At 33.9% G+C, this 15116-nt stretch carries 21 protein-coding genes; 4 read left to right on the plus strand and 17 right to left on the minus strand.

From position 1 onward, the window contains the following. Positions 1–80 precede the first annotated feature (80 nt). A complete protein-coding gene (locus tag ABH968_RS19500) occupies positions 81–311 on the plus strand; it encodes an LLM class flavin-dependent oxidoreductase (RefSeq protein ID WP_258269178.1) in 231 nt (76 codons plus the stop codon). 108 nt (positions 312–419) lie between these two features. Further along, complete coding sequence (locus ABH968_RS19505; RefSeq protein WP_370046640.1) at positions 420–611, plus strand: hypothetical protein; 192 nt, start codon at positions 420–422, stop codon at positions 609–611. Between the two features lie 146 nt (positions 612–757). Here the strand turns inward: ABH968_RS19505 and ABH968_RS19510 are convergent, their stop codons facing one another. The 15 genes from ABH968_RS19510 to ABH968_RS19580 form a co-directional block, all read right to left on the minus strand. Continuing rightward, a complete protein-coding gene (locus ABH968_RS19510; RefSeq protein ID WP_370046642.1) occupies positions 758–1117 on the minus strand; it encodes a hypothetical protein in 360 nt (119 codons plus the stop codon). Positions 1118–1345: 228 nt separating this feature from the next. Continuing rightward, a complete protein-coding gene (locus tag ABH968_RS19515) occupies positions 1346–1609 on the minus strand; it encodes a hypothetical protein (RefSeq protein ID WP_370046644.1) in 264 nt (87 codons plus the stop codon). Positions 1610–1708: 99 nt separating this feature from the next. After that, a complete protein-coding gene (locus ABH968_RS19520) occupies positions 1709–2032 on the minus strand; it encodes a phage head closure protein (RefSeq protein WP_370046646.1) in 324 nt (107 codons plus the stop codon). After that, on the minus strand, positions 2019–2315 hold the full coding sequence (locus tag ABH968_RS19525) for a head-tail connector protein (RefSeq protein ID WP_370046648.1): 297 nt from the start codon (positions 2313–2315) through the stop codon (positions 2019–2021). The genes ABH968_RS19520 and ABH968_RS19525 overlap by 14 nt, the downstream gene beginning before the upstream one ends. Before the next feature lie 62 nt (positions 2316–2377). After that, positions 2378–3880 carry a phage major capsid protein gene (locus ABH968_RS19530; RefSeq protein WP_370046650.1) on the minus strand — a complete coding sequence of 501 codons (1503 nt, stop codon included), beginning with the start codon at positions 3878–3880 and terminating at the stop codon, positions 2378–2380. Continuing rightward, positions 3877–4989: a phage portal protein gene (locus tag ABH968_RS19535; protein WP_370046652.1), complete on the minus strand. Its 1113-nt coding sequence runs from the start codon at positions 4987–4989 to the stop codon at positions 3877–3879. The genes ABH968_RS19530 and ABH968_RS19535 overlap by 4 nt, the downstream gene beginning before the upstream one ends. Continuing rightward, complete coding sequence (locus ABH968_RS19540; protein WP_370046654.1) at positions 4986–5171, minus strand: hypothetical protein; 186 nt, start codon at positions 5169–5171, stop codon at positions 4986–4988. The genes ABH968_RS19535 and ABH968_RS19540 overlap by 4 nt, the downstream gene beginning before the upstream one ends. Then, on the minus strand, positions 5137–6849 hold the full coding sequence (locus tag ABH968_RS19545) for a terminase large subunit (protein ID WP_370046655.1): 1713 nt from the start codon (positions 6847–6849) through the stop codon (positions 5137–5139). Before ABH968_RS19545 ends, ABH968_RS19540 begins: the two co-directional genes overlap by 35 nt. Further along, positions 6842–7303, minus strand: a complete 462-nt coding sequence (locus tag ABH968_RS19550; RefSeq protein WP_370046657.1) for a phage terminase small subunit P27 family — start codon at positions 7301–7303, stop codon at positions 6842–6844. The genes ABH968_RS19545 and ABH968_RS19550 overlap by 8 nt, the downstream gene beginning before the upstream one ends. A gap of 148 nt (positions 7304–7451) precedes the next feature. Beyond that, positions 7452–7832 (minus strand): HNH endonuclease, encoded by a 381-nt coding sequence (locus ABH968_RS19555; protein WP_370046659.1) that lies wholly within the window; start codon positions 7830–7832, stop codon positions 7452–7454. Positions 7833–7839: 7 nt separating this feature from the next. Further along, the gene (locus ABH968_RS19560) at positions 7840–8031 is read right to left on the minus strand and encodes a hypothetical protein (RefSeq protein WP_370046661.1); all 192 of its coding nucleotides are present in this window, start codon (positions 8029–8031) and stop codon (positions 7840–7842) included. Continuing rightward, entirely contained in the window at positions 8028–8249 is a 222-nt protein-coding gene (locus ABH968_RS19565; RefSeq protein WP_370046663.1) for a YozE family protein, read from the minus strand. The genes ABH968_RS19560 and ABH968_RS19565 overlap by 4 nt, the downstream gene beginning before the upstream one ends. 288 nt (positions 8250–8537) lie before the next feature. Then, positions 8538–10799, minus strand: a complete 2262-nt coding sequence (locus ABH968_RS19570; protein WP_370046665.1) for a phage/plasmid primase, P4 family — start codon at positions 10797–10799, stop codon at positions 8538–8540. 63 nt (positions 10800–10862) lie between these two features. Continuing rightward, entirely contained in the window at positions 10863–11135 is a 273-nt protein-coding gene (locus ABH968_RS19575; protein ID WP_131520367.1) for a hypothetical protein, read from the minus strand. Continuing rightward, the gene (locus tag ABH968_RS19580; protein ID WP_370046667.1) at positions 11132–11314 is read right to left on the minus strand and encodes a helix-turn-helix domain-containing protein; all 183 of its coding nucleotides are present in this window, start codon (positions 11312–11314) and stop codon (positions 11132–11134) included. Before ABH968_RS19580 ends, ABH968_RS19575 begins: the two co-directional genes overlap by 4 nt. Before the next feature lie 147 nt (positions 11315–11461). Between ABH968_RS19580 and ABH968_RS19585 the strand changes: the two genes are divergently transcribed. Beyond that, a complete protein-coding gene (locus ABH968_RS19585) occupies positions 11462–12142 on the plus strand; it encodes a helix-turn-helix domain-containing protein (RefSeq protein WP_370046669.1) in 681 nt (226 codons plus the stop codon). Between the two features lie 59 nt (positions 12143–12201). Continuing rightward, complete coding sequence (locus ABH968_RS19590; protein WP_370046670.1) at positions 12202–13401, plus strand: site-specific integrase; 1200 nt, start codon at positions 12202–12204, stop codon at positions 13399–13401. 321 nt (positions 13402–13722) lie between these two features. Here the strand turns inward: ABH968_RS19590 and ABH968_RS19595 are convergent, their stop codons facing one another. Both ABH968_RS19595 and ABH968_RS19600 read right to left on the minus strand, forming a co-directional pair. Next, a complete protein-coding gene (locus ABH968_RS19595) occupies positions 13723–13881 on the minus strand; it encodes a hypothetical protein (RefSeq protein WP_370046672.1) in 159 nt (52 codons plus the stop codon). 160 nt (positions 13882–14041) lie between these two features. Continuing rightward, positions 14042–14479: a GNAT family N-acetyltransferase gene (locus ABH968_RS19600; RefSeq protein ID WP_370046674.1), complete on the minus strand. Its 438-nt coding sequence runs from the start codon at positions 14477–14479 to the stop codon at positions 14042–14044. Between the last annotated feature and the right edge of the window lie 637 nt (positions 14480–15116).

Consider the following 15116-nt stretch of genomic DNA (forward strand, 5'->3'; position numbering starts at 1 on the left):
CAATCCTTTTTATTCATTTTTAAATAAAATTATTTATTAAAGTGTAATTATTGGCTATAATGAAGAAAAGGAGGAATAATATGTCCAATACAATCAAAAACGAAATTAAAGGTTATATCTCATCTTCAGGGTGGACAATAACTGATATAGTCGAAAAAATGAATGAAAGTTTGCCAACAGAAAAGAAGACTACTGTTCAAAACATTTCTAATAAACTAACGCGTGGTACCATTAAATATAGTGAAGTTATAGAAATTGCAGATATTATTGGAATGAAGATAGAGTGGAATAAAAAAGAGGACGCCCAATAATTCGGGTGTTCTTTCACTTTGTTCCAAAAAAAGAAAAAACACTCTCGGCTAATCGTGCAGCTGAAAGTGTTTTATAATTAAAAAATAATATATTAGGGGGCTGAAGAATTGACGATATATGAATATGGGGTTGAGTTCACACAATTTGATGAATATGAAGCTAGGGAAATATCAGAAAGGACAACTTTATATTTTGATTATATACCCGAAGTTTCTGATATACTTGGTAGTTTAGATGAACATGGTTATAATGTTTGTCAAATTTTATATTTTGTAATGTTAAGAGAAATAAGAGATTAAAAAAACTAGTTCTGCCATCACTTGTAAAGTACCAGGTTAGCTAATATAGTAACCTTGGTATGTTTTCACTAGTTGTTAGTATTATTCCACTACTATCCCCCATACATGCATCTTATAGAAATCAAAAGTATTAGCAAAATATTTTTCTATTTATTTTTACTTTTAATCAACTTATCAATCATTACTAACATTTCTCTATTTTGTTTATACAGTTCAATTTCTTTATCTGATATTTCCTCTACCACTTGATATTGACCATTGAGAAGATGGACGCTATCATCTTGATCATCACGAATTAGAATCTGGTTTACATTGACAACTTTATAGACCTTATATACTTTCTCAGTGGATACGTGTTTAAAAGTATTTTTTCGATTTGGTACTAAATGTTTTGTATCTTTTGGGATATAAGGAATTCTAATTAAATCATTAATTTGAGGCTTTACCTTAAAACCTCGATATATTTTGGTTTGTCCGACTTTATCTATTAAATTGAAAATTTCCATTCCGCATCACCTCATATAGTCAATCTGTATATTAATCTTTATTCAAAAAATACATCAAATGTTTCTTCGTAAACCGTTTCCCACTGTTCCATAATTAATACGCCTCTTTTTTTTAATAACTACACTTTATTTTACCAAATCAGTAACTTAATGAACAAAATCAATTATTATTTTTAATTTGACAATATAAAAAGCCACACCTTGTTAGATGTGACCTTTATGTATCAGCTACTTATAGCTAACAAAATATCTTTCGATCTCTAATTGTTTTGCTTTCACGAATGTATTTCTTTCTTTTGTTTGTGAAATCCTTAAAGCAATCTTTTCTTGAAGTTCCTGGCTCCCTATTTCTAAGTTAGTTCGCTCAGATACATACTCTTCTAATGGTTGTAAAAGAATTTCTTTCGTTAAATTATTTACAGTAACTGCATGATACAACTCGCCTTCGACATCCACAATGATTGAAGCAGAAATAACTGGTGCTGTAGTCATATCATCACCTCCTTCCCTACTAATCATAATATCATGGAAACAAGTGTCATTAATAGAAAAACAGTTCCATATTATTGGAGAAACAGTTGTCCTCTTTTTTTATAACCCTAATTTTGTTCTGCCAATAATGGTAAGTGTTTTATTCCGCATATTATCATTGACGATTTCATCAATATCATAACGTTGCCCTTGATATTCAATAATCATATTGCTACGGATTGTTGGATTGTATCGCATAATGAAACGGAATGTATTCTTTTGAAACTCCGTACCAGCTGTTTGAATATCTTCTCCCTTTAAGGTGCGAATATCAGCCCAAAACGAACCGATTTCTTTAATCACTTCAATCTCTTGTAATAGTTCATCTACTTCAATAGTTACTTCTAAAATCCGAATACGATGTCTATAATTACTCGCCAGCATAGTATTTACCTCGCATTTGTTGAAGTAACGCTTGTACGGTTGTTGGAATGTGTTCCTTTGGTGCTTCAAAACGCCCTTCATACCAATGTTGTGTTAATAGGCTAACTGCCCAATCGTACTGCTTATATCCCTCGATAACGCTATTTGTGCTGGTGCTATCAATAGCATCTTTCACATATTGCTTCGCTGTTTCAAGTAATGCCATAATTATTTCATCATCATAATCTTGATCTACACGCAAAGATAATTTAATGTTTGCTAATGTTGCAGTTACTAAGCTCATATCATTCCTACCTTTCTATAAAAATAGGGATAGACATAACGCCCATCCCTTTATGAATCAAATTAAGCTGGTATAATTTCGATATAACGCGCTGCGTCTGCATCAATTACTTGATAGTCATTACGAACAATAACCGCTAAACCTTGTGAATAGTAGTCGAATTGTTCCCATTGCGTTGTCACTTGGTTTCTACGTGCTACAAAGATGGCTTGTGCAATATCTCCCATAATCATTGGATATGTGCCGGCTTTTGGAGAAGGCAGTAATTTGTTTGATACTACTACCACAGGATTACCGAATAATGAATAACCACTTGGTGCTGTTACATCTGGTTGAAGGATATAACGCCCATCTGCATCTTTTAATGTATCCAAATAATTAAATGAATCTTGGTTGACGATTGTTGTTTTGCTAAGTGCTGGATCTAGTGTGACGTTACTCACTTTTTTCAAGTCGTCTAATCCTGTACCTGTTACTTTTGTGAAGGCTTTTAATTTTGCAATGATATTCGCATTGTCTGTGTTCTCCACCAGCTTTTCAAGTTGGGTCTTTACCTCTGCCACAATGTCAACGGCTGCATCTTCTACCACTTCATTTGAAAGTGCAATTTTCCCAGCGCGCGTTTCAACTTTATATTCAACGGGTGTAAACATTTCGGCTTCCACATCTGAAATTAAAGCTAATTCTGCTTTTGTTGCAAGTGTCGCCTCTTGATTTGTTGCTACTGGATATTTACCTTGACCGTTTGAAACTTCTTTTACTGTAGCGTATTGTGCCAGGTTGTAACGTTGACGTTTTAAATCGAATACTTCACCGATAACATCTTTTGGAATGACTACATCTGCATTCACTGTTGTTAAACCATCTCGTACTTGCCCTTGTGAACGAATATATTGTTCGAATGAACGTGTTTCAGTTTTTTCATTATTTAATAGTGTTTTTGCCATATTATCTACCTCTTTCGTATTGTTGTTTTGGTTCGCCCATGCTTCATATGAGCGTGTATTAACTTTTACATTGCTTTCGTTATAAGCTGGAATCGTAACAATTGAAATTTCATGTAACGCATTCATTTTTTCAATGCTGCGTGTAACTATTCCATCCTCTTTTTTATCAAATGAATCTATCCCGATTTCGAAACCGAATGACATTGAATCCACAATGCCAGCTTCGATATTTTTGTAAATATCGCTTGCATAGGTTGTGTCTTGTAAAGTTGCTTCAAAATGAAGCCCAATTTCATCAACTTCTAGCTTTAACGTACCAGCCTTTACACTTGCTAACGGCTTACCATAATCATGTCCATGTAGCATAATTACATTTGAGAGATCTACTTCTTTTAGTGCTTCGGGTGTGATAACTTCCACAAAGCCACCTAAATCTTTAGAAGGTGTACCAAATTTAATTGCGTAACCACTAATCACTTTTTCTTCTTGCTTTGTATCGTCTGATTTTGTATCATCATTTTGAGCGTTTTCTGAACCTGCTTCTCCTGTTTGTGCTTTGGTCGGTGCTTCCAGGTCTGCATTTTCAGTTAAACGCTTTTCTTTTTCTTCAGTTGTCATTGACTTACCCCACTTTCGACTTTATTTTTTTCTATTAATCTATCGCCATTTTCAATAGGATCAAGACCGATTTTCTGACGTGCTTCATTAATTGTCATAATGGAATTTTCAACTGCTTTCACCGCATTTTCAAATGTGGTTTGTGTATCGCTGTTGAAACGGTCTACATTGAAGGTAATTTCTACACCTAATTTGTTGTATAACTCCCCTTCAAATGCTTTTAAATAGTGCGTTAATGTGTTTTGTAAATACATTTTGTTGGACTGCTCTGTATTACTATGATTTGCTTCCACACCTAAACGATCTGTAGAAAGCCCATATACTTTAGCAATTTGCTTGGTTGTCCAATCATTAGAATTAACTAATTTAAGGATTTCTGTATTAATCTGAATTGGCGTGTATTCAAATGTTTCATCCAACACAATTGTTTTGAGCGCATTGTCTGTGCTGCCATTCGCTTCATCGAATTTTTTTCGAATTGCTTCTTTAGCTGTTGCATCTAAATCGGACTTTTTCACCTTTAAGATACCGCCACCGTTAACCCCTCGATTAAAGAAACCAGACAATAGTTTGTTGCCACTATCCTGTAATTTCAACTCACCGTTTAAAGCGTATAGTGGACTTACCCCGACTAATCCGTCTGTAGTGAAATGCTTGAAGTGAAGAATATCCTCGCTATCAAGTTTGTACTGCTTGCCATCATCTGTAGTTGTTTCGTAAACAATACTGCCATTGTCGAGTTGTTTAACACTTACACTATTGCTTAATTGGTGAATCGCTATTACTTTTCCACTTGAATCTCGTTCGATTTCCGCAAAAGCATTACCATTCAATAAAACATTGGCTGCTATACTAAAGAAGAAATGCCAGCTATCTGTATAAGTGTTAGGCATGTTATTCAATAACTTGACGATTTTCCCATTCCCCATAAGTTCACTAGAAGCAATATCACCAGCAAGTATTTTTACCGCAGCGAAAATATCACTATTTCTCAATGCCCTAACGCTTGTATATTGGATTGTTGCATCATCTGACGTTAAGCTAACTAGATGGTCTAGAAAAGGCTCTGAACGTGCCTGTACAGTGTTTAAGCTTTTAAAGAAACTCATTTATCTTTCCACCCCCTTTCAATTAAGAGAGCAATAATTACAATGAATATGCCAATGGTTAAAAGTGTGTAGCCGATATTCGTTAAAATCTGTACTGCTGCCACAATAAACGCTATGCCTAGCAATAATAAAACGGTGTGTAAATGACTAAAAACTAAAGTTTTCAGAAACGTAAAACTCATTATTCGCTTTCGCCCCCTCTATATCTTCAAAATGGAACATAGCTTGTGTGTATGCGTTCATCAATGCAGCTATCGGATCAATACGTTCGCTATTTCGATTCTTATTAATAATGACACCATTATTATCAATTTTTAAAATCGCATTATTGACCGCATATGTTAGTAACTTATTTTTGGAATGAATAATATTCCCATCATATAACTGCTCTCTAAATGTCCTGGTCGGTGTGTTTAATGTGAATACACCTTGCCGGACTTCTACCAATGGAAGATGTTCTTTTTCTAACTTGGTAATCAATGTGTTAGCGTTCCATTTGTCGTAGCATATTGCTTGTACATTCAATTCGTTTTCTTGGATAAATTGCATGATCCAATTGAAAATATCCTCGTAGTCGATAATGCCACTCGCTAATTTAGTAATAGAACATTCGCCTACTTGTTCAAGTGCTACATAATTAATGCCATCTCGTTTAATTTTTTGTGTTAGCCCATACTTTGTGCCAACCCACGAATGGCTATCGCAATATAGTTGACCTGTTTCAATTAACGGAATACACCAACTTACTGACGTTAAATCATTTGTTTTCGAAAGGTCGATACCTATATAAATATCTTTCCCTATAATATCTGGAATTGTTTTCGCTTCTGCAGCCTTCCAATCTTCCACACTGATGTAAGAATCCTCACTCGCTTGCAGCCACATATTAAAATTTTTAACCAATACTGCATTTAAGTTATTTTGTTTAAGCGCAATTTGAACATCATCACGAATAGCTGGTAACATGGTACGTTTAATTTCCTTATGCTCGAAAATTGGATTAGCAGCAATGTATTTGTTTTCATCTTCAATCCAATCTTTTAAATCCATTTCCCATATCGCTATGAAATAACGGTCTGCATTTTCTTTACCGATTAAAACATCTGATAACATTTCATATTCTTCATACATCGGTACGTTTGGATTTAATCCAGCAGTAGAAACGATTGCTAACAAACCATTTTTTTCTTGTGCCATACCTGACTTTAAAACGTTATAGACTTTACGGTCTTTCGCTTCATGCCATTCATCAAGAATCACTGTTGTTCCAGCGTAGCCATCAAGAGTAGATGTATCACTCGCTAATGCCATTGCAACACTATTAGAAGGAAGATCACGTATTTCTGCATTTAATATTTTTAAACGGTGTCGCATAAATTCGGACTTTTTCACAATTTTGTTTAGACTATTTTTCATCATGTTATAGCCTAACTTCGCTTGTTTGAGTGCATTTGATACGAATAAAATCTGTCTACCTTCCGCTGGTTGCTGTTCAACTAATAAAGCATTTGCGCCCATACCAGAAACTAAATAAGTCTTACCGTTTTTACGTGCCATTGAAATGAATGCACGATTGTAACGCCTATTCTCCGTTCCTTTTTCACGCCAGCCATATAACTCTGAAAGAATCCACTTTTGAAAAAGTAGCATTTCAATTTTCGAACCATCTGTAGAAGGTAACAATTCCATAAAAGCAATCGCTTTATTTGCTTGTTGCTCGTTGAAATAATAAGAGAAGTTGTCATTTTGCGAACGCTCTAAATCACGTTTAAAACGCTCACACGCCTGTTTTATTTTCTCCCCAGCAAATATTTCACCTGAAAGGATTTTATCCGCATATTCAAGTGCAAAATTAGTCACTGCCTAACAAACTTTCGAATGGATCTACAGGCTTTTCTTTTGCTTTGTTGAGTGCTAATTTCATTCGAGAATCTAAACTCATGCCTAATGAATTTGCTAACATTCGCATATCTTTCATCGCTTGAGATTGTACTCGCACTGCGGGATTTGATTTCCCATCTTTCAACATCGCACCATTGTCATTGATATGATTTTGGCATTCGATGATTGTTCCGACTGCTGCACAATAAGAAGCAATCAGTGAATAATCTAATTCTGAAATAGGTATGTCACTTTTTAATAAAGGCACAACTCGATTCCATTCATTCAGTGCCTCACCATTCAAAAATGTTGGAGGCAGTGTATTCAAGTCGGGATATTCAAATAATTCTTCTCGCATAGCTTCACGATCTAACCGCTCGGCTTTAGAAATATGCGCCTTTGTCGGCTGAACTAATTTGATTTTCTTCCCCATTATTCCAACCTCCTGTTCTACTAATAGTATAACACAATTAACTTACCTTTAATAACCTGATTACACTAAATAACTTCATAAAAGGCATTTTATGCGAAGAAAGGACTCCTCAACGGTCCTCACGTCCACAGAACAAGCCCCCCTCTTTTTATAGAAGGGAACGTTTCATTTGTTCTTGCTTTGTCTTAATCGCATGATGATGATGGCATAAGCTGCGTAAATTTGTTTCATCTAACCTCCTTGTCCAATCATCTTTAATCTCCACAATATGGTCTGTTACGTCCGCTTTAACTGCTAATCCTAGCTGGATACATTCCTCGCATATTGGATGGGATAGGCGGTAACGAAATGATAGGTTTTGCCATGACTTGCTTTTGTAAAACCGTCTGTATTGCCCATCCTTCTCCATACGTTCTGCATAGGACTGTTGCGGACGTTGTGTGCGTGGCTTGTGGCTCTCGCAATACTGCTGGTCATAGTCAATTAATGTTCTGCATGTAGAATGTTTGCATTGTCTTTGTGGTTTCACCTACTTGTCAGTTCCATCTTTCATCATCCCATTTTCTTTTAGTGGCTCTCGGTTTAGTATCTTTATTTGCCAATAAGATTGCTTCAATATCATCCGCTCTATTTTTAGCAAGCTGGTATTCCTCTTGATCTAAATATTGCTTCAATTCTTTTAGATTTTTCATGATAGCTGCATAACCTTGTTCATGGATGTGTTTCATTGTGTTTCCTCCTTATTACATTCTGTTAAATATTTTCCCCATGCTTTATCGAATGAAAGTAAACATAAGTCACTCGCCTTTTGTGAAATTAGATAATCATACAATTCGTTATATGAATCACTATCAGGGAACGTTGGATCTACCTTGTTGTCTCTTGCTAAATCTCCAATTGGTGAATCTTCATAAACTAATCGTTTTAACCATTTATTAAATGTCATTGCATCACCACCTTTCGGTTACTCAATTTAATAAAAAGTTACTCTTGGTTACTGATTACGGTAACCAATAAAAACATTGTTATATCAAGGTTTATATATATCTTTTATTTATTAGTTACTAAGTTACTATAAAAAGAAAAATAAAATAATAAGGGTATATACACCCTATATATAAAAGAATAGAGTGAAAGTACGGTAACCGGTAACCAACAACTCAAAAATACAGTTCAACCCTTGATACAATTGAGTTTTATCGGTTACCATCATAGTTACTTCGTAAGTAACTGGTTACCCTAATTTGAATGTATTGGATTTTTTCTTAAATCCTTTCACCGCTTTCGGTAAACCATTCAATGTTATTTTTTTAGTTTTCCACTCCATATCCAGACGAGCACAAACGGTTTCTTTAAATTTCCTAGCTTCAAGAACTGGAACTCTATTCTCCTTACACCACTGCTCATATTCTTTGACAACAGTTGTACCTTGCGTATCCTCAAAATAATCAATTTTAAATTCATGAAAATAATCGGCCCATGGATCATTATGTTCAGCGAATGTTGCAGCAAGTTCGTTTGCTTTTTCGTTTCGTGTAAGTTTCTCTGGATTCTGATTCAACAACATACGCTTTAAAGCGTCTACAGCTAATTTCACTACATATTCTCTAGCGGAATCACTTTCGATACGTTGTTGTGTTTCAACGTCTGATAAACATTCCGCATCCAATGAAAAATTGTGCTCGAACGGTATAATGTGAAGTCGTCTGTTTATTGAATTACCGGACTCGTTAAAGTTGGGCAAATGATTACTAGCAATTATCATGCTAGTGTTAACTTTAACCGTTTCAGCATCCTTTCCTTTACGCTCGATTTCAATATAACCGCCTGTAATAATCGTTTTTAACAGTCCGCTATCCTCAATTAACGAATCAGAATTATCATCCACAATGTTTGCTAATTTACCGTATACAGACGCACCAGCAAAAGTGTTCACCGCCAATTTCTGTGGTGTTACTGCTGAAATATTGCCACCATCACGATTGAAAGTTTTATGAATCATATTCAATATTGAGGATTTGCCGTTACTTGCGCTTTTACCATATAAGTAATGAATTTTTGGAACTAACACTCCTGGGTATAAAACACATGCGAACATCTCTTGAATGTTCATTATGCTCGGCTCATAACCTTGAGTTACTTTCTTTAATGTCGAATCTACAAACTCGTCATATGCATTTGGATTATATTTCACAGGTATCTTTTGCAAAACAAAAATATCTGATGTAAACGACTCCAATTCGAAAGTTGTAAAGTTTAAAATTCCGTTTTCAAGCGCTATATAATTTTCATTAATTCTATTAACGATCGGTGATAACTCTTGAATATAATTAAAAACTTCTCTAACTTGACTCGATTTCAATTCATCATCGAAACTTCTTGTAATTGCAGAAACTTGTCTACCTGATCTGTCTTGTTCATAAATACCTTTCCGCTTGTTGTAATAATACAAATCACTGTGAGGTGTCGGATAACGAACTATAGGGTAACTTTTTAGAACCTCTTTCGCTAAAATATGATGCATGAAAGTGAATGTTCCATTACCATTAGCGCGCCACCAAATCCCCTTCGCTTCCTCCTTAGGTGTGTCAGAAAACACAAATTCTTCTCTACATTCAGCAATCGCTTTAGAAATTTGTTCCCATCCATAAGTAGAAGTATTCTGTGGACGGTCCCACTTATCACGCATTAATTTTGATTTTCTGAAAATGCTATCCATCATATACGGATCTCGATTAGTAAAAAAGGCAAGGTCATTTAAAAATCCCATATCTCCATTTGAAAAATTGTTATCATAATTTTCTTCCCAACCACCAAAAAGGAATTTATAAAATCTTTCTCCATTTTTGCTGTTGAGTGCTATTCTAATGATTTCTTCTTCTGATGTAGCTGCCTTTCCGTATGTTAAAGGATTAACTTGTTGTGTAATAACGACTTCACGTTTTAAAACTTTATCTAAGAAACTATCTAAATCAACTCCACCTTCGCATATTGGTAATTCATTTAATGATTCACCTGTAAATGAGATAAAGCGCTTATCATCATATATTTCATAGCCAGTTTGCTGATTTTTATTTTTATGACGTTCCTTATTATGTTTGTGTTTAAACCACACATGTAATCCTTTTCCACTAGGAGATTGTTCTGCATAAGACATTGAAATAATTTCTTCTGCAAGTTCATCTAATTCATCTATGGATTGGATATCATCTACGTCCACACAACAATACGGATCCTCTACAGAAAGAACAAATCCTACTCCATCGTATTGGTTACTTTCATCATAAGTTTTATATACAATCTCAAATGTATTCCAAGTTGCAAAATTAGAATGACTCGCTCTTCTACCGTCAATTTGATACGGAATTTTATCAAACTGCTGCCGATCTTCATTGTATTCAGCACGCCATAAGACCCAATTTCTAAAATCCTTTAATTCTGCCGGTATATTTTCTTCTACTACCATTAATATCTTTTCTTTTTCTTTAATTGCCACAATTTCACCACCTTGTTGCTACGACATCTCCTGTACACGCTCACCAAAAGCATTTTTATTTTTTTACCATTCTGTACGTAAAATTTCCGTAATTGCCTCTATTGTTGGTTTATAAAAGTACCAACGTTTCCTGTTCTTTTTAACTTCATGTAATTTAATGCGTGGATCATGTAAAAATTCTTCCTCTATAAAACGCTCACTCATTGATAATTTTTTGGCTAAACCTTTTACATCAATCAAAAGTAAAGTACTATCAACAATTTCATTTACGCGCTTTTCTAATTGTTCTCTAATTATATTTTCATTAACTTCAATTTTTATTTCTGCCGGAATCATGATTCTCCCCCTTTAAAAGGTGTTGCTAACCAATTGTCGATAGTTCCACGATGAAAAATAATTCTGCCTCGAACTTTTTTATATGGAATTTCATTAAGGCGTACCATTGTATAAACAGTAGTGGTACTTATTCCAATTAATTTAGCAACCTCAGTAACAGATAAAGTGATTTTTTCCACGAACTCACCACCTTGCACAAAATAATAATACCATCAGTATTAATTCCCTTGGTATTAATTTAAACCATTTATAAATAATTTGCAACTTTTTATTACTTTGAGTATTATTTATTTAAACCGATTAATGATAAGGAAAGGAGAAATAATGTGAATACATTAGGAGATTTAATAAAAGAAGTTCGCAAAAAAAGTGGACTTACAACAACGCAATTGGCTGAAATGGTGGAAGTTTCTCAAGGGTACATTTCACATTTAGAAAATGAACGAAAAAAAAATCCATCTCCTGACGTTTTAGCGAGAATTGCTAAGGTCTTAGATATTCCATATATAGATTTAATGATTAGGGCTGGTTACTTAACTGGAAATGATTTATCCGAATTGTATTTAAAACGTGATGAACTTAAATCAAAACAAACTGAATATAGAAATAAGAAAAAAGAATTCATCAATAAAGCAGAAGACATAGAGTTAAAGTTACAAAAATATCTCACTATAGATGAAATGAACGATAAAGAACAAGACGAAGCGAGTGCTTTATCTAAAGAAAGAAGTGAATTATTAAAACAAGCTAAAGACCTTCGAGATCAATTGGAGGATTTATCTGTTGAAATTGATGAAATTAATGATTTAATAAGAAATTCACTCGAATATAAAGAAGCAACTCAAGCCAAAAATATGATAGAGAATTTTGTCGGTGAAGCTAAAACAAAAGTAGACCTTGAAAACATATTTAACATGGCTAAAGAAATAACGATTAACGGTAAAGTATTAACTGATGAAGAAAAACAAAAAGCCCTACAAATTTTAAAATTAACTTTCGACAAATAAATTTATATTTCATCCCTGCACACATGCTCACCAAAAGCGATGAAGGGAATGTAATTAAATTGGAATTAGTTAAATCAACAAAAGAAAAAGAAGTCTATTCCTACCTAAATAATAAAGGTGAAAAATTGTGGATGTTCCGTCATAAGTATTACGATGGTTTAACTGGTAAACGGAAAGAGAAGAAAAAGAGTGGTTTTAAAACAGAAAAAGCAGCGATAAAAGCCCTTGTAGATGTAAAGGCTCAAACGCTGCGAGGTGAAACTAAACATATAGAAAATGATAACCTAACTGTCGGACAATGGCTAGATATGTGGTTTGAAATGAATAAAGGAAAATGGAAACCTGCTACAATTGAACAACGTGAGATTTTTATAAAGCTTTATTTAAAGCCCTATCTAGGGTCATATAAGATACAAAAACTAGATAAAAATATTTATCAAAAGGTATTTATAAATGCCTTAGAAACAAAATTAAAGCCTTATTCAATTCATTCCTTGCATAAGACTTTTAGGACTGCCATTAATGCAGCTGTAGCAGATGAAATTTTATTACGTAACAAACTACATGGTGTTGCCCTACCCTCTATAAGAAATAGAGAAGCTGAAAAGAATTACCTTACACCATTGCAACTAAATGTATTGCTAGATCATATTAAACGTAACGAAAATATAGCCTACTATACTTTATTTTTAACAATTGCCTATACTGGCATGCGAAAAGGTGAAGCTTTGGGGCTTCAATGGCGTAATATGGACTTTGATAATCGAACAATCACTATTGAGCGTCACAGAGGAAATAACGGTGTTGGGACCACAAAGACACAAAACAGTGAGCGCACCATAAAAGTTGATGATATTATCTTGCAGCAGTTAAAGAGTTATAGAACGGCTGTCAAAGCTTTGTTGCTATCATATGGCCGTAAATTAAATGATAATATTTCGAAAGATGACTCTTTTATTTTCATATCACCTTATAATGGTGAACCTTTCATTCCCACAGGGTTAAACGCAACATTTAATCGTGCTGTAAAGGCATCTGGACTTCCAGCGACTACAATACATGGATTACGGCACACACATGCCACAATTTTGATGAATAACGGTATCCCTGTTAAAGCAATTGCTGATCGTTTAGGAAATACGCCTGAAATGATTCATACTGTTTATGGTCATGTTCTTCAGGAATTGGAGGAACAGACTATATCAGTATTTAGTCAAAGCTTAAAAGAAAATGGGGCTAAAAGTGGGGCTAACTTATAACAAAAACTCATCTAACCCTTTATATATCAACGTTTATAGATATTCAATTATTTTACCAAATGTTAAGTGACATAAGTGCAAGGTGAAAACACACTAAGCAAAGTTAAAGAAGCACTATGACCTAAAACAGTTCATAGAGCTTCTTCTTATTTTAACAACGTAAAAAAAACACTATCTTTAAAAGTATAATGCCCAGACTCCGTAATACTTTCAAAAGAATATACAATATAATTATTATTCTCAAACTCTATAAAAAACTTAAAGCTTTCAAAATTACACAATAGATTGCTAAAGCTTTCACTTCCAAAATCTAGATTTTTCTTATATATCTCCACTGCCTTTTCTAACGATTCTCTCAAACACCCTAGCCATTTCTGTAAGTTCTTCTTTTTTAGATAGTTTGCTCGTCCTTTGATGATCTTTTAATAAATCCATTATTTCACTATCACTTAAAAGTTCAGAACTACGCATAATTTTCAAAGAACATCCTCCTAATTCATAAATAAGTCTTATAACCATGATGTTACCAATTACATAAGCAATTCCATCCTAACAAATACAAAAGAATTTAAAATAAAACCAGGCACTCATTTTGAAATGAGTCCTGGTCGTTTGTCATTTTTAGATTAAATAAGGACTTTTATAACTGTAATTTCATACTTACTGTTCTTAAACTAAAACCCATTTTTTCATATAATTTTATAGCATTATTCCCTACGTAAGCACTAAGTCTGACTTCGGAATATCCTTCCTGTCTCAAATTTTCAATGGCAACATTCATTAATTCTTTCGAAATACCTCTACCTCTAAATGTCTCTTTTACAAATAGCTCATAAATAAACCCATTTAATTGTTCCGTAAATTGGTCTTTATTTTCCCCAATTAGGATCCATCCCATTAACTCATTATTCTCTGTTGCTATCAAATAATAGCACCCTTTTTTTAGAAGAGGTTCTATAAGGTTTAAAACTTTTTCATTTGTTGCTCTTACTCCGCCCAGTGTACCATCAAATAAAGCTTGTGGCGAAAGAGCTATAATTTCTTCTAGTTCTAAGTTGTTCGGCTTTCTAATTTCCATTTATAATACCTCCCTTCTCGATCTCATGTTTAGCTTTATTACCCATTTACCAATCTATCATTATAATACCATTTAATATGTCTTTATTTAAGCAAACCACTGCGATCCATCACGGTTTCTACTAGGTCTAGAACACTAACTGTAGTAAGTTCTTTATTCTGCAGTGCTGTTAAATGCTGTGCTTGTATATGTTTCTTATCAGTGCCCTATTTAATAATATTTTCTACTCCTCCCTGTAATACTGTTGAACCTGGATTCCAATTCGTCACTTCTTCTGCTTTTGACATAGTTGGAATATAATTTACGCTCACCGCACAGTATATTTATTAACTAAATAAAAGGTGGTGAAAGTATGAAAGTTGAATTAAAGCTCACTTATTCTGAATTACTTTTGGTTTTCTTTGTAATTGAAAAAATCTTCTTCTAGCTAAGAAGGTGACAATGCTAAAGGAAAAGGCATTGTCATACGGTTAAATTAACAAAATACATAAAAGTATTTTACTTTTATTACAAATACATAATAAAAAGCCACAACTCATAATGAGGGCACTGAAAAACTTACGTTTTCATAAAAGCGAACCCTTTTCAGTAAAAATAAGGCACTTCTTGTTCAATTTTGAACAGGAAGTGCCTTATT

It is taken from the genome of Lysinibacillus sp. RC79 (assembly GCF_041262405.1).
Taxonomy (GTDB): domain Bacteria; phylum Bacillota; class Bacilli; order Bacillales_A; family Planococcaceae; genus Lysinibacillus.